This window comes from Corynebacterium sp. KPL2734 (assembly GCF_040225595.1).
Taxonomy (GTDB): domain Bacteria; phylum Actinomycetota; class Actinomycetes; order Mycobacteriales; family Mycobacteriaceae; genus Corynebacterium; species Corynebacterium rhinophilum.
In genome coordinates this window covers 1-18,831 of the sequence record NZ_JBEHFO010000026.1, presented here as the reverse complement: position 1 = coordinate 18,831, position 18,831 = coordinate 1, and the positions used below count along the sequence as shown (strand labels likewise).

Sequence of the window (18,831 nt, the reverse complement as noted above, 5' to 3'; positions counted from 1 at the left end):
AGCCGAAAAAATGGCCGAACTGCTAAGCTATGCCACCGAAATCTAAAATCGTGTTTCCACGACCACTAGAATCCGCCGCCTTGGTGTATCTGGCCCTGCCGCCGGCACGGGACTTTTTTACCTCCGGCTTGGAATGGAGCCTGTGCCTTTTCTACTTGGCCGTCTTGTGGTGGATGCTGATTAAATGGGCGCGACCGCGGCAGGAGTTGCCGCCCAAACCTATTGTGTATGGGCTGGCATTCTGGGCGGGGCTCTCATGGCTCATTCGCCCTGAGCTTGCGCTGTATGGCGGCCTGGTGGGCGTTGTACTCATAGTGAGCACGCGTTCGTGGAAGGTTATCGCTGCCGCCTTGCCCCTGCCGCTGGGTTATCAAGTATTCCGCATGGGCTACTACGGGCTGCTTACGCCTCATACCGCCGTTGCCAAATCCGCGGCTGGTTCAGCGTGGGGCCAAGGGTTTGCGTACTTGGGCGATTTTATGGCGCCCTACGCGCTGTACCTCCCGCTTATTGTGCTGGCAGTGGCGGCGCTGTGGAAAACCGATTTTCGACCGCCGGAGCTGCGATCGATGCAGACTGTGGTTTATATCTTCCTGGGCGCCGCACTATTGCATGCAGTCTACGTTGTGCATGTCGGGGGCGATTTTATGCACGGGCGTATGTTGCTACTCCCGCTTTTCGCCGCGCTATTGCCCATCTTCGTAGTTAACCTACGAACCTGGTGGGCTGCCGTATTCTGTGCGGTGTGGGCTTTCGTTATTGTCTTGCACGGTCACCCGGTAGACCGCGCTGCTTACGCGGGCCAGCTTAGTGTTGTGGATGAGCGGGACTATTGGACCGCTATCACCAACCGGCAGGAACCGCCTCGCCGTGCCGAGGATTTCGTGGGTATGGACGTGATGAATGACTACGAAAAAGCGGTGCAGGATTTGGCGGCCGGCGATGCCATGACCTTCCTCTATATCAAGGATGGGGGCCAGCCATCGTGGACGACGGTGCCCGCGGATCCGGAGCGCTCCGATCCTCCCACTGTGTATTTTCCTAATCTCGGTCTTACCTCCATGAATGCGCCACTTGAGGTGCGCGTGCTCGATGAAATTGGGCTCAGCAATCCCTTGGCAGCGCGCCAGCCCCGCATCGAAGGCGGGCGCATTGGCCACGATAAAAGCCTTGGCGCGGCGTGGCAGATTGCCGATTCTGCAGTGGATATTGACTCCTTATTGCTGGGGCAGAAAGATTCCGCGTGGCGAGCACGCACTGCGCTTGATGATGCCGATTTCCAGAGGCTCTTTGCCTCCTACAGGGAACCGCTAACATGGGGCCGATTCTTAGAAAATATTAAATTTTCCCTGACAGAGGGCAGGACCCTAACCTTCTCCTCCAATCCGGGGGATTACCTCTATTAATGGTTGAAATGAGGTAAAAAGCCTGTGAGTGCACTACACTGCCTCTCAGTGAGGCTTTCGCTGAGGGGTGTTAACGATTCACAGGTTCCCAGCGATAAAGCCAAAGAACAATTATTGAGTACTTTGTGGAGGAGAAAGATGACTGCATCTCTGAGAGGACGTGTCCTATCGGTCATCATGGCAGTGGCCGTAGCGCTTGGCCTCGCCGTCGTTGCCGGCGGCATGCAGCAGGCACACGCGGCACATCGTGATTGGCTGCGTTCGGATAATACCGGCACCTGTGAATGGGACCCAGCTATGTTTTGGGTTCAGCGCTGTGATGTTTGGTCTCCGTCCATGGACCGTAACATCCCCGTCCAGATTCAGCCCGCAAAGAATGGCGGTAACGCTGGTTTCTACCTATTGGATGGCCTGCGTGCTACTTACGCAACCAGCGGCTGGGTTAGCCCTCACAGCGAGGTTAACGCCGCGCAGACTTACGCGGACAGCAATATCACTCTAGTGATGCCGGCAGGTGGCGAGTCTTCTTTCTATGCCAACTGGCAAGCACCTGGCAAATATGATCCGAGAGATCCGGTCAACTACAAGTGGGAGACCTTCCTTACCCAGGAGCTTCCTGCCTACCTCGAGCAGCACTTTGGCGTGGCCCGCAATAACAATGCGATCGCTGGCCTCTCCATGGGTGCCGGTTCCGCCATGACATTGGCTGCTAAGCACACTGACCAGTTTAAGCAGGTACTATCCTTTTCTGGTTATTTGACTATGACGGTTCCAGGTGCTCAGACTGCTCTTCGTTTGGCCATGTTGGATGCCGGTGGATTCAATGTCAACGCCATGTACGGTTCGCTATTTAACCCAAAGCGTTTCCAGAATGACCCGCTCTTGCTGATTCCGCAACTGCGTGAGGGGGGTACCGATGTTTATATTTCAGCTGCATCCGGTATCCCAGGCCAATTGGATAGGGAAACCCTTCCGCCGCAGTTCCAAGCACCGGGTGTCGCACTGGAGGTTGGTTCTCAGCTGACCACCCGCGCTTGGGAAGGTGTCGCCCGGTTGCAGGGTCTGAACCCAACGGTGAGCTACCCGGCCCAGGGCTTGCATAACTGGTACCAATGGGACTACCAGCTCAATGCTTCCAAACCGCGCGTTCTCACCGTTATGAATGCCTGGTAAGGCTCATTAACGAATTGGCCCGCGCCGTCCGAACCGCTCCCCAGTAGTTGGACTGAGAAATCACTACCAACTGGTGGGGAGCAGTTTTTATTGGGGCTACGAAGTTCGCTGAGTGAGACTCAGCGCGAGCATGTAGTCAAGCGTTTTGAACAGGGCCGAGGTACCAAGCCGAAGGCGCTTACTGAAGAAGACAAACTGCGTCGCGAAAGCGACCAGTTGCAGGCCGAAATTGCCTACCTAAAAATTACCGATGAAGGCTTCCAATACCAGCATTCAACCCGGCGCACTTTGATCCACGAGAACGGCGGCGTTCAGTCGATGTCGCGTAAGGCCAACTGCTACGACAACGCAGTAATGAAGAACTTCTTCGGTCACCTGAGAACCGAGATGTACCACGGAGAAGTCTTCAATACCGTCGAGGAGTTCACCCAGGTAATCGAAGATTACATACAGCGGTACAACACCGAACGCAACCACCAATGACTCAAGGGCCTGACCCCGATGCAATATCGGAATCAGGCCCTTGAACCCCTAACCTTCTTGAATTACAGCAGCCCAACTCTTGGAGACTAGTTCATGGTGCTCTCGGGCAGCGGGTTTGTACTTTGGTTGGTGGTTAGTGGTTTTGGAGTTCTCGGGTGATGATTTGGGTCATTCCGTCGTGTCCTACGTCTGTTGGGTGTAGTGGCATGACGGATGGGGCGGTTGGGGTTTGGACGAGTGTGGCCCATCGGTGGTTGGTGTCTGGCTGGCAGGGGTCGTGGGTTTTGGCTTGGTCGTGGAGATTGATGTAGTTGACGCCGAGGTCGTGTGCTGCGCGTCCGATTTCGCGGTTGAATTCGTCTTCTGCGATGGTGGCGCCTGGGATGGTTATTGGCAGTTGTAGTTGGTCGTGGTTGACTACGCAGAGGGTGTCGTTGACGGTCATTGGGACGTAGTTGACCATGGAGATGCGGGCGTTGGGTGCGGCTTTGCGGATTTTGTTGAATTGGAAGTTTAGTAGTCCGCGGTAGGTGGAGGCTTTGGGAACGTCGGGGAGGGTGGCGTTGGCTAGGGCGTCGAAGTAGGTTCCTTGTTGGAGGCCGCCGTACATGAATACTACTTCTTTGGTGTTGTGGCCGATGTTGCCTTGTTCGATGGCGTCGTCGACGTATTGGTTGATCCAGACGCTGGTTCCGTTGCAGGAGTAGTCGGCGAGGTTGTGGTCGAGGTTGTTGGCGGTTTGGTGTGCCCAGTTGTGTTTGTCGTTGAAGCAGGGGTGGAAGGGGCGTTTGTGCGGGGAGGTTGCTGCTCGTTCGCCTGGTGCGCCGCCGTTGGCGGTGAAGGAGTCGCCGAAGGTGACCATTTCTTTGCCTTGGTCTGCGTTGGCGGTTTGGGCCATGGTGAGGCTTGTGGTGAGGGCGATGAGTCCGGCGGTGATTTTGGTTTTGATGTTTTTCATTCGATTCGCCTTGAGTAGGGGATGTTTACGGGGCGCACTTTTGTGCATGCTGTGGTTATCCTACTGGTTTCTTGGTGAGAGTCCAGTCTTTGATTGAGCTGGGGTGCTGAGAGGGCGTCGATGTGAGGCTTGAGTGTTTATGTGGGGACAGGCTCTATTGAGGTTGCCCTCGGTTGGTGGACACCTGATTAGTGCGGATCGTGTGTCCGTAGGAGAGGATGTTCATTGTGAGTCAACAACGCCAGAAAATACACACCTGAGTATCGACGTGAAGCCGCAAACCTGGTAATCGAGTCAGAACGCCCGATTGCTCATATGGCTAAGGAGATTGGTGTCGCACCAGGTCTTTTAGGTCGGTGGGTGAAAAATGAGCGTGAACGCCTAAGGCTCTTCTGATGGGCTAAGCCAAGCGGATCTTCGTGTTGAGAATGCTCGTCTGCGTCGTGAGTTGGCAGAAGCCAAGATGGATAATGAGTTTTTGTCACAAGCGACAGCCTTCTTCGCTTTAAGGCAACGCGATCAGAAAAGTTCGAATTGATGCAGCCAGAGCAAGGCGAATTTCAGTATCAAGCGCATGGCGCGCTTGTTGAAGGTGTCTCGGTCTGGATACTACACATGGGCCCATATGCAGTAGCAACGTTTATCCGGTAAAGATGATCGGACATCTTTTTATGATGATGTTGATCGCAAGATTCATCAGATCTGAAAAAGACTCCGATGAGGTCTATGGTGCCCCGCGGATTACCGCAGAACTCGCCGAGCGCTACCAGATCAGTGTGAATCGCAAGACTGTGGCTAAGCGGATGCGTCTGATGGGCATTGAAGGGATGTCACCGCGTGCTTTTGTGCCGGTGACAACGACTCAATCTAAGCGTAAATCTGCTCTTCCTGACCTGGTCCGGCGCATGTTTGATGCTGGTGAGCTTAACCGGGTGTGGATGTCAGATATTTCTTATCTGCGCACTGGTGAAGGATGGTTGTATTTGTGCGTGGTTGGCGATGGTCATTCCCGCAGGGTGTTGGGATGGGCTATGGATAGCGTGCAAGATACATACCTGGTCCAACGGGCCCTGCGGATGGCGCATACGCTTCCGCGGTGACGTTGCTGACGGGCTGGTGTTTCACGCTGACCGCAGAACGCAATTTACCAGTGAGCAGCTCTGGGAGGTGTGCCGCAACCTAGGTGTTGCTCAGTCGGTAGGGCGCACCGGGGTGTGTTTCGATAATGCGATGGCTGAGTCGTTCTGGTCGACGCTTAAGACCGAGTTCTACGACCGGAAGCGCTGGCCAACCCGCGATACTGCGCGTCAGGCTGTGGCTTACTGGATTGAAGTCGTCTACAACCGTCGACGCCGGCACTGAAGCCCTCGGGATGGTAAGCCCCGTCGATTTCGAGAATCACACCAGCCTAACCACCAGCAGAAAAGAAATCGCTGCCTAACCACGAGGTAGCTTGACTACGTGTCCACGATTTGCGGGCAACCCCACTATCAAGATAAATGGTGATATAACTTTGTACGGCGTGTCAGCCTTCCCAAAGCCTCAAGTTCAACTTAAACTTAAACGCACAATAGACAGCTCACGCCGCAGGTAGCAGTCCGGAGGAGGGGAACCTTCGGAATGCGGCCGCGGTAAATCTTCAAGGACGTTTACCTATGCGCAAAAACACTTCCCCGGGCAAGGCCCGCAAGGGGCTCGCGGTAGCAGCCATGCCGACCGCCATTGCCGTTGGACTTGCCCTGCTGCCCAATGCCACCGCCCAAAGCTCTCTCGGTGACATGAGCTCTTCTCAGTCAGGCAACGGCAGCAGTCTGTCCGATCACTTTGCGCCCAAGGATCCGCCGGCCCGTACCCCAGTGGAAACCGAATATCCACAGGTGGAGGGCCTGCCGGATGGCGTAAAGATCAACCGTGTGGAGTACCTGTCCAACCGTCACCTGATGGTTTATATCCAGTCCGCAGCCATGCCGGATCACGAGCAGAAGGTGCAGATCCAGCTCGCGCGCGACTGGTATTCGCAGCCGGAGAAGAAGTTCCCAGAGGTATGGGCTCTTGATGGGCTGCGCGCCCGCGATGACGAGTCCGGCTGGACCATTGAGACCAATATCCTCAACCAGTACGCGGACCGCAACGTCAACCTCATTATGCCAGTAGGCGGCGAATCTTCCTTCTACTCCGACTGGCAGCAGCCAGATGCGGGGAAACACTACAAGTGGGAGACTTTCCTCACCAAGGAATTGGTCCCAATTTTGGATCATGAGTACCGCTCCAACCAGAAGCGCGCGGTCACTGGGCTGTCCATGGGCGGTACCGCAGCGATCAACTTGGCGGAGCGTAACCCGCAGCTGTTTGATTTCGTGGGTTCGTTCTCCGGCTACCTCGATACGACTACTCGCGGCATGCCGCAGGCCATCATGGCTGCGCAGCGCGATGCCGGCGGCTACGATGCCCGCAAGATGTGGGGCGAGCCGGGCTCGCAGGATTGGATCGACCACGATCCGAAGTTGGGCATCGAAAACCTCAAGGACATGCAGGTCTATGTCTCTGCCGGTAACGGCAAGGATGATTATGGCGAAGAAGGCTCCGTGTCTACGGGCCAGGCAAACCTGGCCGGCATGGGTCTGGAGGTTATCTCCCGCATGTCTACCCAGACCTTCGTGGACTACGCGAAGCGCGCCAATGTGGAACCGGTAGTGCAATTCCGTCCCTCCGGCGTGCACAGCTGGCCCTTCTGGCAATTCGAGATGCAAAATGCATGGCCGTACATTGCTGATGCCCTCAAACTTGACAAGGCTGACCGCGGTGCGGATTGTAATACTGAAGGCGATATTGCCAAGGCCACCAAAGAAGGCATAATCGGTTCCTGCCTGAATAACGAATATGACGTTGCCGGTAAGGGCAAGGCACAAGACTTCCAAACCGGTACGGCGTATTGGTCCCCGGGCAATGGTGCGCACGCCCTGTATGGCCGCATCGGCGCCCGCTATGCGGAAATCGGTGGCCCCACCTCCTGGTTGGGCTTCCCTAAGTCCGGTGAAATTAAGGCGCTGGATGGCAAGGGGCGCCTCGTGCGTTTTGAACACGGTTCCATTTACTGGAGCCCAGAGACCGGTGCCTGGGAAGTTACCAGCGATATGATTGATAAGTGGGGCGAGAAGGGCTTCGAAGGCGGCGAATTGAAGTTCCCGACTGGCCCGGTAAAGAAGGTGGGCGATGGCCTTGTCCAGGAATTCCAAGGTGGCATTCTGACCCGGAACCCGGATGGTAAGAACCAGGTGTCCTTTGGCGCCATTGGCAAAAAGTACAAGGAAATGGGCGGTGTCGAATCCCCATTGGGCTTCCCCACGGACGGTGAGAAGAAGGTCGAGGGCGGCTTCTTCCAGGAGTTTGAAAAGGGCTCCATCTACTGGTCCCCAGAATCCGGCGCGCACTACATCTTGAAGGGCGCCATCATGGATGAATGGGGTAAGAAAGGCTGGGAGCAAGGCGAGTTTGGCTGGCCCACCTCTGATTACTCCGAAATCGCAGCTGGTGGATTGAAACAGGAGTTCCAGCACGGAACGATCAGTGAAGTCATGGGCCGCGTACAGACTGAAAAGAAGTAAGCATGCGTAAATTAGCCCTCGTAGGAGCGGTCTTGTGCCTCGGTTTGGCAGGGTGTGACTCTGCCACCGTGGATAGTGACTCCGGCAATGACACCTCGGTGGCGCCGCTTTCGCGCGAAAAGACCTCCGAAAAATCGACCACGAGCAGTAGCGAGTCTGCGTCAAGCAGCGCTTCTTCCTCTCGGAAGCCATCTGAATCCAAGGGATCCCCTGAGCCGACGAACGGGTCTCGTTCCTCGAATTCCCCAGAGGACCGCGGTGCGCGCGAGATCTCGGAGATTCCCTCCGCGCAGCTGCCCAAGGAAGAGGCTGCGTACTTGGATTCGTTGAAGGACGCGGGCGTCAAGGTCGATGGGGTAGAAGACCAGCTCCTCGGTGCCGGCCTGGGCGCTTGTGGTGACAATGACATCACTATTCCCGCGGTAGCTGGGCAACTGATTGAGCAGCAACGCTCTGACATGGACTATGAGGAGCTCACCAAACTACTCCAGGACAACGCACGTTCAGCTCTTTGCTAGCTTTCTTTGAGGTTTTCCGGGTACAACTAGTTCATGCGAAAAATCATAACCGTCGTTGCCGTCCTCGCTCTTCTCGTTGTCATCGGCGCGGGTGCCGCGCACTACCTCACAACAACGAACTCGGCGGGGCCTAGCTCCCCCGAGGGGTCAGAATCCGGGCAGCCGCCGGAGGAATCCCAGCCGGATTGGTGTCCGAGCGTGGAGTTCATTTCCGCGCCAGGTACCTGGGAATCTGCCGCCGACGATGTTCCCCTCAATCCTTCTGCTAATCCGCGCTCGTTCATGCTGTCTATTACGCAGCCGTTGCAGGAGGCTTACGGGGATGATGTAAAGGTGTGGACCCTTCCTTATACTGCGCAATTTAAAAATATCAATGCGCAGGAGGAAATGAGCTACGACGATTCCCGTGATGAGGGCACCGCGAAGATGAATGAGGAGCTGCGCGGCATGCACGATAGCTGCCCACAGACCAAGTTCATTTTGAGCGGTTTTTCCCAAGGCGCGGTCATTGCCGGCGATGTGGCTGATGACATCGGTGGTGGTGAAGGCGTAATCCCCGCAGAAAATATCGCGGGTGTGGCGTTGATTGCAGATGGCCGGCGTGAAAACGGCGTGGGCCAAAACCCGGGCCACGAGCTGGGTGGAATCGGCGCCGAGATTGCCTTGGAACCCGTCTCCGGCCTTGTTCAGCCCATCGTACCTGGAGCCACTATGCGCGGAGCGCGCCCGCACGGCTTTGGAGAGCTTGCGGATAGGACCTTCCAGATCTGTGCTCCCAATGACACCGTGTGTGATGCGCCCACCGGCGTGGGCAATGGTTTGGAACGCGCCAGGGATTTAATCGGGGCCAATGGAGTACACGCGCAGTACGCCGATAACGGCGGCGTGATTGAGGGGACTACTGCGAACCAGTGGGTTGTGGACTGGGCCCACCGTGTCATTGATGCCGTGTAATATGAGGCGCTATAACATCGATAATTTTTAAGACAAAAGCATTTACCAAAGGAGAATCGATGGATTTACAGCAACTCATGGGGAAGTTTTTTGACGCCGAGGGCAATATCGCCCTCCCCGCAGAACTCACCTTGGCAGGCTTGGCCGAGACCCTCTACCAGGCAGACGCGGATACCTCGCAGGTAGTAATGCGACAGTGGCTCTACGGTGAGGAAGACACCGCCCGTGAGCTCAGCCGCCAGGAAATCAATACCCGGATCAAAGTGGTGGCAGCGCGCCTGCAACAAGTTGCAGAACCGGGCACCCGCGTGGCCATTCTGGCAGGCAACTCCCCCGAATACCTCTTTGGTTTCTTAGGCGCGATGTATGCGGGAATGACCCCGATTCCGCTCTATGATCCGAATGAGCCGGGACACGCGGACCACCTCAAGGCGGTCTTTGCTGACTGCGAGCCCCCTATCGTGTTGACCAACCGTGTATCCGCCGCGGCGGTGCGCACCTATTTCTCCGCTGAGCGGGAGCGCCCGCGCGTCATTTCCATCAATGCGCTGCCTGATTCCTTGGCGGCGTCGTGGAAGCCGGTCGCTGGCGAGGGCGTGGATTCCACCGCCTTCTTGCAGTACACCTCTGGTTCCACGCGCACCCCTGCCGGCGTGGAGTTGAGCAACCGCGCGATTTTGGTGAATGTGCTGCAGATCTTCCGGGCTGTGAACCTGCAGTTCCCGCCGCGCGTGGTGTCGTGGCTGCCGATGCACCACGATATGGGCATCATCTTGGCGCTATTCACCACTATTCTGGGCATCGAATTGGACATGATGACCCCGCGCGACTTCATCCAGCATCCCAACCGGTGGGTTGAGCGCATCAGCCGCCAGCCGGGTGAAGAGAAGAATACCTATACCGCCGTGCCCAATTTCGCCTTGGAATTGGCCGCGCGCTACGGCAAGGACGCGGATTTCTCCAACGTTGATGGAATCCTCATTGGTTCTGAACCGGTGACGGAACCAGCGGTGCAGAAATTCCTAGATACCTTCAGCGTCGAGCGTTCCGTGCTGCGTCCCTCCTATGGTTTGGCGGAAGCAACCCTCATCGTCGCTACCGCACAGGATAAAAAGCGCCCCGTCATTTCCCATTTCAACCGCGAAAAATTGGCGGACGGGCACGCTGTTATTGAGGAAAAGTCAGCTGCAACGGTTGCCTTCGCCTCGAATGGCCAGGGCGTTTCGTTCCAGCACCTTGCCATCGTGGATCCTGAAACCAAGGCCGAGGTCCCAGAGGGCACCATCGGTGAAATCTGGGTGCATGGACAAAATATGGCAACTGGCTATCTCAACCGCCCAGAAGAAACCGCGGCTACCTTCCGCAATACCCTGGGTGAGCGCATCCAGGATGGCCTGCCAGAGGATGACTGGTGGATGGCCACTGGCGATCTCGCTACCATCATCGAAGGTGAGCTGTATATCACCGGACGGCTTAAGGATCTCATTGTCATCGCCGGGCGCAATCACTACCCGCAGGATATTGAAGGCACCGTGCAGGACGCATCCGCGCACGTGCGCCCAGATTCCATCGCTGCGTTTGCCGTAGAGGGCGAAAACTCAGAATCCTTGGTGCTCTTGGTGGAGCGCGCCGATGACGCGGATCCGTCCGGCGACGCCGCCGCCAGCGACGCAATTCGCACGGCCGTGACAAAGAATCACGGCATTACCCCGTGCGATATCGTGTGGAAGGCGCCAGGGGAAATTAAGCGCACCTCCTCGCATAAGATTGCCCGCCGCGTGGCGAAAAAGGACTACCAAGCCTAAAGCCGGATTCGGACGTTAAGTTAACAAAGTGACAAAATAGAGCGATATAGGTATTTGTCGTTCTATTAACCCCACTAGGAAAGACGGTTTATGACCATCGAGCAACTTCGTGCATGGCTGCGTGACTGGGTATCCCAGGCCACGGGCGTAGCGGCCACAGAGATTTTAGATTCCACCCCACTGGAAAACTATGGTCTTTCTTCTCGGGACGCCGTAGTGCTGTCGGGCGAATTAGAAAATCTTTTAGGCACGCGGCTCGATGCGACGGTGGCGTATGAGTACCCCACGATTGAGCTTCTAGCTAATCGCTTGCTTAATGAGCCCGCAGTGCGGCACGACGATGCACCGCGCGTGCAGCGCACAGCTCGCGCCGCGCAGGGTTCTGATATTGCAGTGATCGGCTTGTCCGGACGTTTCCCAGGCGCTAAAGATGTGCCGGAATTTTGGACCATGCTCGCTGAATCGCGCGCGGGCACGGGGCCGCTGCCGGTGGGGCGGTGGTCTGAGTACAGCGCCGATCCCGTATTGAGTGAGAAGATCGCGCAGCACAATACCGATGGCGGTTATATCGATGATGTTGCCTCCTTTGATGCGGAGTTCTTCGGCCTATCGCCGCTAGAGGCCGCGAATATGGATCCGCAGCAGCGCATCCTGCTCGAGTTGGTATGGCACGCGTTGGAGAACGCGGGCCTTCCCGCCAATGAGTTGCGCGGCACGCACACGGGCGTGTACATGGGCTCGACCAATAATGATTACGGCATGCTGATTACCGCCGATCCCACGGAGATGCATCCTTATGCGCTCACGGGTAGTTCCTCGGCAATCGTTGCCAACCGCATTTCTTATGCCCTGGATTTCCGCGGCCCGTCCATCAATGTGGATACGGCCTGCTCGTCTTCCTTGGTTGCGGTCGATTATGCAATCAAGGATCTGCGCACCGGTGCTGCCGATGTAGCGCTGGCGGGTGGCGTGAATATCTTGGCTGCCCCGCACGCCTCCACCGCCTTTTCGGAATTGGGCGTTACTTCTCCTACCAGCGCCATTCATGCTTTTTCTGATGACGCCGATGGCATCGTGCGTGCCGACGCCGCCGGTGTGCTGGTGCTCAAGCGCCTGGAGGACGCGGAGGCCGATGGCGATGAAATCCTAGCCGTCCTCAAGGGCTCTGCCGTCAATTCCGATGGCCACTCGAATGGCCTGACCGCACCTAATCCAGAAGCGCAAGAAGACGTGCTGCGCCGTGCCTACGCGGACGCGGGCGTAGCACCCGAGGATGTGGATTATGTGGAGGCCCACGGAACGGGCACCATCTTGGGAGATCCCATCGAAGCCAGCGCGCTCGGTCGCGTGCTGAGTACTGGGCGTGGGATGGAATCGCCCGTCCTCTTGGGCTCTGCCAAGACCAATATCGGCCACTCTGAATCTGCCGCGGGTGTCGTGGGCCTCATCAAGGTCATCGAGGCCATGCGGCACGATATTATCCCGGCGAATATCAATTACTCCGGCCCCAATCGCTATATCGATTTCGTGGGCGAGCGCCTCGAGGTCGTTGAAGACCCGCGCGAGTGGCCGGAATACTCCGGGAAAAAGGTGGCCGGCGTATCGGGCTTTGGCTTCGGCGGCACGAATGCCCACGTCGTCTTGACGGATTACCAGGGCACCCCGCGCACCAATGATCCGCAGTTGTCCACCGAAACGGTGGCGTTGCCGGTCTCTGGCCTCTTGCCGTCTCGCCGCGCGCGTGCGGCGGGCCTGCTCGCGGATTTCTTAGAGGCAGAGCAGCCAGACTTGGCAGATGTAGCGCGCACGGTCGCGCGCCGCAACCACTCGCGCTCGCGCGCCGTCGTCATGGCTAGCTCGACTGAAGAGGCCATTAAGCGCCTACGCCAGGTGGCTGAGGGCAAGGTGTCTGTTGGCATTGCGGCCGCGGATTCCCCGCAGGTGCAGGGGCCGGTCTTCGTATATTCAGGCTTCGGTTCCCAACACCGCAAGATGGCGAAGGACATGATCGCCCTCTCACCGCTGTTTAGCACGCGGCTGAAAGAACTCGATGCCATCGTGGATTTCGAGTCAGGCTGGTCCATCCTGGACATCGTTGAAGACGATTCCCAAACCTATGACACGGAAACGGCGCAGGTTGCCATCACCGCCATCCAGATCGCGCTTACGGATCTATTGGCCTCCTTCGGCGTGCGCCCGGCGGGCGTTATGGGCATGTCCATGGGGGAAATCGCCGCGGCCTATGCCGCAGGTGGCATTTCCGCGCGGGATGCGATGATTATTGCCTGCCACCGCGCGCGCTTGATGGGCGAGGGAGAGGCATCGCTAAGCGATGCCGAGCAAGGAGCCATGGCCGTCGTCGAGCTATCCGCCGAAGACATTGCCGCCCTCGATGCATCCATCGAGCCAGCCGTCTATACCGGCCCCGGCATGACCACCGTGGGTGGTCCGCGCCAGGCGGTACTGGAGTTGGTGGAAAAACTCGACGATGAAGGGAAATTCGCCCGCGCCCTCAACGTGAAGGCCGCGGGGCATACCTCTGCCGTCGACCCGATTTTGGGCGAGCTCGAAGCAGCCATCGCCGGCATGGAGGCCCGCCCGCTGCATACGACGCTCTTTTCCTCCGTGGAAAAGGGCGAGGTCTATCGCCCCGGTACCACCGTCCACGATGAGGATTACTGGCTGCGCATGACCCGCTACCCGGTGTACCTGCAGGACGCTACGGAACAAGCCTTTGCCGCAGGGCACACCCAGCTGGTAGAGATTTCGCCGAACCCGGTGGCGCTCATGGGGCTTATGTCTACGGCGTTTGCCGTGGGCAAGGCCGATGCGCAATTGCTGTATAGCTTAAAGCGCAAGGTGGACCCTACCGAGTCTTTGTTGGATTTGTTGAGCAAGCTCTACGTGACGGGAACCCCGGTGAATTTCGCCACCGTAGTGGGCTCGGGCGCGCAGGCAGAAGCGCCGTATACGCAGTTCAACCGCCAGCGTTTTTGGACCAATGCGCGGCCTTCGGGCGGGGTCTCCGGCCTGCCCGGTAACCGCGTGAACTTGCCGGAGGGCAAGGTGGCCTTTTCCACCAACGCCGACCAAGCCCCGTCCGCGCTGGCCATCGTGGAGGCCGCCGCAGAAGCGGTGCAGCCTGGGGCACACATCGTGGCCGCGGAGGAGCACCGCGATCTCCCGCCGCACGGGGAAATTACTACCGTCGTCACCACGTCCATTGGTGGAATGTCCATTGCCGTCTATAGCGTGCAGGACACGCGCACTGAGCTCTTGGCGGAAGGTTTTGCCTCCGGCCTGGATTTGGGCGCGGGCGCGATCCCTGGGGTGGCGGCGGTGCCAGAGGGCAACGCCGGCACGGAGACGGCTGCCGAGGAGGAGGATGTGGATGCCGTGCGCTGGGATCCACGGCAAGAGACCGTCGAGGACCGCTTGGCGCTTATCGTGTCCGAATCCATGGGCTATGACGTCTCGGATCTCCCGCGCGAGCTGCCGCTGATTGACCTGGGCCTCGATTCCTTGATGGGCATGCGCATTAAAAACCGCGTGGAAAATGACTTCCAGATTCCACCCTTGCAGGTACAGGCGCTTCGCGATGCCTCCTTGGCAGACGTCATCACCATGGTCGAGGAAGCCGTTGCTGGCGGCCGTATAGATAACGGTGATACTAGCGCCGACGCTGCACCGGCGGCTACAGAATCTGCGGCCGCAGCAGACGAGACCACCCAAGACTCGGAGCAGGGCGTGGGCATTGCCCCGCGCGATGCCTCTGAACGCATGGTCTTTGGCACGTGGGCAAGCATTACCGGTAAGGCCCCGGCGGGCGTGACCTCGCCGCTTCCGGAAATCTCCGAGGAAGTGGCAGCACAGATTGCCGAGCGTTTGCGCGAGCGCGCCCACATCGATGTCACCGCGCAGCAGGTCCTCGACGCCGAAGCACTGGAAACATTGTCTGACCTGGTCCGCGAGGGCCTCGAGACCGAGGTGGAAGGCAATATCCGCGTCTTGCGCGAGGCCGATGGGCCCGCCGTGTTCATGTTCCATCCGGCCGGTGGAACCACGGTGGTCTACCAACCGCTGACCCGCAGGCTGCCAGCGGATGTCGCCGTCTACGGCGTGGAAAGGATTGAGGGCTCCTTAGAAGAGCGAGCCGCCGCTTATATCGAGGACATCGTTCGCTATGCGCGCGGCCGCAAGGTCGTCCTCGGCGGTTGGTCCTTTGGCGGCGCTTTGGCCTACGAGGTGGCCTACCAGCTGGCAGAGCGCAGCAAGCGTGGGGAGGAGAGCGCAGAGGTCGCCTTCATTTCCTTGCTCGATACCACGCAGCCGTCCCACCCGGCACCGGATACGCCGGAGGAAACCCGCGCCCGGTGGGAGCGCTACGCCGCCTTTGCTAAGAAGACCTATGGCTTGGACTTCGAGCCGCCTTACGAGATGCTGGACACCATGGGTGAGGACGCTCTGATGACCATGCTGGCGGAATTCTTGGCCACGACGGATGCCTCCGAACACGGCCTTTCCGCCGGCGTCTTGGAGCACCAGCGCGCGTCCTTTGTGGATAACCAGATTTTGGCCAAGATCGATTTCCACCGCTGGGCCGATGTCAGCGTTCCTGTGGTGCTCTTCCGCTCAGAGCGGATGCATGACGGTGCGATCGAGCTAGAGCCGCGCTACGCTGAGATTGATCCGGATGGCGGCTGGGGCGTTATCGTTAAGGATCTAGAAATTGTGCAGCTGCCCGGTGATCACTTGGCAGTGCCGGACGAGCCAGCCATTGGCACCGTGGGCAAGCATATGAACGATTGGATCGAGGAGAAGATACGTGGCGGCCAAGCAAACAACCGCTGAGAAACTCGCTGACCTGCGCAAGCGCCTAGATGAGGCGCAAGATCCAGGCAGTGAGCGTTCCCGCACACGCCGCGACGAGGCAGGCCGTACCACTCCTCGCCAGCGCATCAACGAGCTCTTGGATGAAGGTTCCTTTGTGGAAACGGGCTCCTTGGGCAAGACCCCGGGTGACCCGGAAGCCATCTATTCCGATGGCGTGGTCACAGGCTATGGCCGCGTATCCGGTCGGCCCATATGCATCTATGCTCACGACAAGACGGTCTACGGCGGTTCCGTGGGTGTCACCTTTGGTAAGAAAGTCACCGAGATCATGGATATGGCCATCAAGATTGGCTGCCCGGTCATCGGTATCCAGGATTCCGGTGGTGCACGTATCCAAGACGCGGTGACTTCGCTAGCCATGTACTCCGAAATCGCCCGCCGCCAGCTGCCGCTATCTGGCCGCAGCCCGCAGATTTCCATCATGATGGGTAAATCCGCCGGCGGCGCGGTCTACGCTCCGGTGACCACTGACTTTGTCATCGCGGTGGATGAGGAAGCGGAAATGTATGTCACCGGCCCCAACGTCATCCGTGAGGTTACCGGTGAAGACGTCACCTCCGCTGAGCTCGGCGGCGCCCGCCAGCAGGAGCTGAACGGCAACGTTTCCGCCGTGGTGGATTCTGAGGAAGACGCCTTTGACATGGTGCGCGATATTTTGGATCACCTGCCGCTGACCTGCTTTGATGAATCGCCGACTTTCCCCGCGCCGTCTGATGCCGAAATCACCGAGGATGAGGACCTGAATTCCTTCATGCCGGATGACACCAATGCCGGTTACGACATGATGGACCTTCTCACCCAGCTTGGCGATGACGATGAGATCATCGAAATCCAGGAAAACTTCGCGCCGAATATGATCACCGCCTTTGGCCGCATCGACGGCAAGACGGTGGGTTTTGTGGCCAATAACCCCATGCACTTGGCCGGGTGCATTGATGCCGATGCCGCCGATAAGGGCGCGCGCTTTATCCGCATCTGCGATGCCTACAATGTTCCGCTCGTCTTCGTAGTCGATACGCCGGGCTACCTGCCGGGTGTGGAACAGGAGAAGGTGGGCCTGATTCACCGCGGTGCGAAGTTTGCCTTCGCCGTCGTGGAAGCCACCGTGCCGAAGGTCTCGCTCATCGTGCGCAAGGCCTACGGCGGCGCCTATGCCGTCATGGGGTCGAAGAACTTGAGCGGCGATATTAACTTGGCGTGGCCTACCGCGCAGATCGCTGTCATGGGTGCTGCCGCCGCCGTGGTCATGATTGCGGGAAAGCAGCTTGAGGCCGCCGAGACCCCAGAGCAGCGCGAGATGACCAAGAAGATGTTCATGGACTTCTACGATGAGACCATGACAGCACCCTACGTGGCAGCGGAACGCGGCTACCTCGATGCCATGATTCAGCCAAATCAATCGCGCATTGCCCTGCGCCAGGCGCTGCGGCAATTGGCCACGAAGTCGGCCCATGACCTGCCCAAAAAACACAATATTGCGCCGATGTAACGCGGCGCTATGTTGTCGCGATACCTAAATAAGAGTTTCGTGACAGTTGAAGGAGAAAACCTTGTTTGCTTTGTCCAGCGCAATCGACCTGATTGGTGAAATCATCGGCCACGCCTTCTTGGCGTACAACCAGTTCTTGGCTGGTCTGCCATTCAACCTGCCGTTCTAAGCTGAGAATATTTCGCACAGATTTAAGGTTCCGAGGCTAGACGGCAGGATGCGTGGTTAAGGTTGTCTCGTTAGAGAGTCTGGGCTGGTGGTACTAGTCCTTTTCCACTCTTTTACGGGATCACCGGTCTTTGACCGGGAAATACCGTACACAACTTCCTGCTGTGCTAGCCGGTTCGGATCACGATGAAAGGATGAGTAAAATCATCCTCGATGCCCTGTCTATGACGGGGATGGTCAAGTCCGTAGAAGTGGTGTATTTGTTCTTTCTGAATCGAGGACAGCGCCAAGGGCAGTGTTGGGGTCCGGCTCGGGAGTTGATGTCGGTTCATTAGGCTGCTTCGTCGGGGCCTTTGTGTTGCTAGCATTGAAGGTGTTGGCGGCTATGAGGTTTCGGGTTTGTTCCAAGTTCGCTAGCGACATGTACCGCTTTTGCTGGATCCAATCATCATGTTGTTCGGCTAGCACAGAGCCGACCAGGCGGATCACAGACCTGCGGTTAGGGAAGAACCCTACAACGTCGGTACGCCGCCGGATTTCCCGATTCAGCCGTTCTGTCGGGGTCAGGCCCACTTAACTTTCAAGTGTGAAAGGGAACTAATGAACAGGCATAAAATATCTCCTAATGCGATTGTCGTTGCACTATTTGGTCTGGCAATTTCAAGTTATGTCGGCATCGCAAACAAGTCGATCCTAGGGTTTCTCATCCTCATACTGCTCACCATAGTTGGAGCAGTACTGGTCAATCGCATCAAAAACAGGCATCAGGAATAACCGGCGAGTAAAATCGTCTGCAGGACGCTAACCCCATGTCGTCATCCTGACGTAACGTTTTGTCATCCTGTATTTCTGCGTTGTTTGGCGTGGATTCGCGTGCTCTCCTGCCCTCGGAGATGACTCCTGTTTGGTTGCCACCTGATACTTGACCCGGTCGGGTTGAAGTGTCCCAGGTTTTGTTCCGTTTGAGTAGATGGGAAAGTCTGGAACATGCCAAGAAAATTTGACCAAGATGCAAAGAACCGTGTGGTCCGTCTCGTGGAAGACCGCATCTTGGCGGAAAACATGTCGATGCACCCCGCGTGCCAGGCAGTAGCTGCAAAGTTGGGGGTTTCATGGCACACAGCTCGTCAATGGACTTAAGCCTGCTCGCCGTGCAGGAAACATCCCAGAACCAGTGCCCGATGACTTGGCCGCCGAAAATGCCAGGCTACGCCGTGAAAATCACCAGCTTCGAGATACCAATGAGTTGCTGAAGGCTGCGTCAGCTTTTTTCGCGTCGGAACCAGGCCCCAAGCCTCGGTTATGATCCGGTTCATCGATAAATACCGGGATTGTTTCTCTGTCGAGTTCATCTGCATTGGCATTGAAGAATAACCGGG

The 18,831-nt window shown here is 57.6% G+C and carries 13 protein-coding genes and 3 pseudogenes; 13 read left to right on the top strand and 3 right to left on the bottom strand.

The features are described from left to right. The first annotated feature begins 50 nt into the window (after positions 1–50). From ABRP88_RS10815 to ABRP88_RS10805, 3 genes and pseudogenes are all read left to right on the top strand, one after another. A complete protein-coding gene (locus ABRP88_RS10815) occupies positions 51–1,406 on the top strand; it encodes an arabinofuranosyltransferase AftB family protein (RefSeq protein WP_349837201.1) in 1,356 nt (451 codons plus the stop codon). A gap of 138 nt (positions 1,407–1,544) precedes the next feature. Further along, on the top strand, positions 1,545–2,579 hold the full coding sequence (locus ABRP88_RS10810; protein ID WP_349837200.1) for an alpha/beta hydrolase: 1,035 nt from the start codon (positions 1,545–1,547) through the stop codon (positions 2,577–2,579). A gap of 246 nt (positions 2,580–2,825) precedes the next feature. Next, a pseudogene (locus tag ABRP88_RS10805) lies at positions 2,826–3,062 on the top strand (IS3 family transposase); the annotation flags it as partial. A gap of 133 nt (positions 3,063–3,195) precedes the next feature. Here the strand turns inward: ABRP88_RS10805 and ABRP88_RS10800 are convergent. Next, a complete protein-coding gene (locus ABRP88_RS10800) occupies positions 3,196–4,020 on the bottom strand; it encodes a GDSL-type esterase/lipase family protein (RefSeq protein WP_349837199.1) in 825 nt (274 codons plus the stop codon). A 282-nt stretch (positions 4,021–4,302) separates the two neighbouring features. Here ABRP88_RS10800 and ABRP88_RS11480 point away from each other — a divergent pair, with 282 nt between their 5' ends. The 9 genes from ABRP88_RS11480 (at position 4,303) to ABRP88_RS10765 (ending at position 17,284) form a co-directional block, all read left to right on the top strand. Beyond that, positions 4,303–4,416, top strand: coding sequence for a hypothetical protein (locus ABRP88_RS11480; protein WP_410762447.1), 114 nt, complete (start codon positions 4,303–4,305; stop codon positions 4,414–4,416). 257 nt (positions 4,417–4,673) lie between these two features. Then, positions 4,674–5,120, top strand: coding sequence for an IS3 family transposase (locus ABRP88_RS11475; RefSeq protein ID WP_502879895.1), 447 nt, complete (start codon positions 4,674–4,676; stop codon positions 5,118–5,120). Further along, positions 5,020–5,382 (top strand): integrase core domain-containing protein, encoded by a 363-nt coding sequence (locus ABRP88_RS11470; protein WP_502879894.1) that lies wholly within the window; start codon positions 5,020–5,022, stop codon positions 5,380–5,382. Before ABRP88_RS11475 ends, ABRP88_RS11470 begins: the two co-directional genes overlap by 101 nt. A gap of 293 nt (positions 5,383–5,675) precedes the next feature. Then, complete coding sequence (locus tag ABRP88_RS10790; RefSeq protein WP_349837198.1) at positions 5,676–7,625, top strand: alpha/beta hydrolase-fold protein; 1,950 nt, start codon at positions 5,676–5,678, stop codon at positions 7,623–7,625. A 2-nt stretch (positions 7,626–7,627) separates the two neighbouring features. Further along, the gene (locus tag ABRP88_RS10785) at positions 7,628–8,143 is read left to right on the top strand and encodes a hypothetical protein (RefSeq protein WP_349837197.1); all 516 of its coding nucleotides are present in this window, start codon (positions 7,628–7,630) and stop codon (positions 8,141–8,143) included. A 33-nt stretch (positions 8,144–8,176) separates the two neighbouring features. Then, entirely contained in the window at positions 8,177–9,097 is a 921-nt protein-coding gene (locus tag ABRP88_RS10780) for a cutinase family protein (RefSeq protein ID WP_349837196.1), read from the top strand. 59 nt (positions 9,098–9,156) lie between these two features. Then, a complete protein-coding gene (locus ABRP88_RS10775; protein WP_349837195.1) occupies positions 9,157–10,902 on the top strand; it encodes a FadD32-like long-chain-fatty-acid--AMP ligase in 1,746 nt (581 codons plus the stop codon). A 90-nt stretch (positions 10,903–10,992) separates the two neighbouring features. Beyond that, on the top strand, positions 10,993–15,753 hold the full coding sequence (locus ABRP88_RS10770; RefSeq protein WP_349837194.1) for a beta-ketoacyl synthase N-terminal-like domain-containing protein: 4,761 nt from the start codon (positions 10,993–10,995) through the stop codon (positions 15,751–15,753). Beyond that, a complete protein-coding gene (locus ABRP88_RS10765) occupies positions 15,728–17,284 on the top strand; it encodes an acyl-CoA carboxylase subunit beta (RefSeq protein WP_349837193.1) in 1,557 nt (518 codons plus the stop codon). Before ABRP88_RS10770 ends, ABRP88_RS10765 begins: the two co-directional genes overlap by 26 nt. Positions 17,285–17,689: 405 nt before the next feature. Here ABRP88_RS10765 and ABRP88_RS11465 read toward each other — a convergent pair. Continuing rightward, positions 17,690–18,013 (bottom strand): annotated as a pseudogene (locus ABRP88_RS11465) (transposase); the annotation flags it as partial. A 380-nt stretch (positions 18,014–18,393) separates the two neighbouring features. On the opposite strand from ABRP88_RS11465, the pseudogene ABRP88_RS10755 reads away from it, so the two are divergent. Next, positions 18,394–18,592, top strand: a pseudogene (locus ABRP88_RS10755) (hypothetical protein). Here ABRP88_RS10755 and ABRP88_RS10750 read toward each other — a convergent pair. After that, a partial coding sequence (locus tag ABRP88_RS10750; RefSeq protein ID WP_349837192.1) for a hypothetical protein occupies positions 18,589–18,831 on the bottom strand: 243 nt, incomplete at its 5' end. The pseudogene ABRP88_RS10755 and the gene ABRP88_RS10750 sit on opposite strands and share 4 nt — an antisense overlap.

Excerpts from the sequence above, each read along its gene's own strand:
- ABRP88_RS11470 (WP_502879894.1), top strand. The coding sequence starts at position 5,020 with ATGGTCATTCCCGCAGGGTGTTGGGATGGGCTATGGATAGCGTGCAAG.
- ABRP88_RS10800 (WP_349837199.1), bottom strand. The coding sequence starts at position 4,020 with ATGAAAAACATCAAAACCAAAATCACCGCCGGACTCATCGCCCTCACC.
- ABRP88_RS11475 (WP_502879895.1), top strand. The coding sequence starts at position 4,674 with ATGATCGGACATCTTTTTATGATGATGTTGATCGCAAGATTCATCAGA.
- ABRP88_RS10790 (WP_349837198.1), top strand. The coding sequence starts at position 5,676 with ATGCGCAAAAACACTTCCCCGGGCAAGGCCCGCAAGGGGCTCGCGGTA.
- ABRP88_RS10770 (WP_349837194.1), top strand. The coding sequence starts at position 10,993 with ATGACCATCGAGCAACTTCGTGCATGGCTGCGTGACTGGGTATCCCAG.
- ABRP88_RS10785 (WP_349837197.1), top strand. The coding sequence starts at position 7,628 with ATGCGTAAATTAGCCCTCGTAGGAGCGGTCTTGTGCCTCGGTTTGGCA.
- ABRP88_RS10810 (WP_349837200.1), top strand. The coding sequence starts at position 1,545 with ATGACTGCATCTCTGAGAGGACGTGTCCTATCGGTCATCATGGCAGTG.
- ABRP88_RS10775 (WP_349837195.1), top strand. The coding sequence starts at position 9,157 with ATGGATTTACAGCAACTCATGGGGAAGTTTTTTGACGCCGAGGGCAAT.
- ABRP88_RS10780 (WP_349837196.1), top strand. The coding sequence starts at position 8,177 with ATGCGAAAAATCATAACCGTCGTTGCCGTCCTCGCTCTTCTCGTTGTC.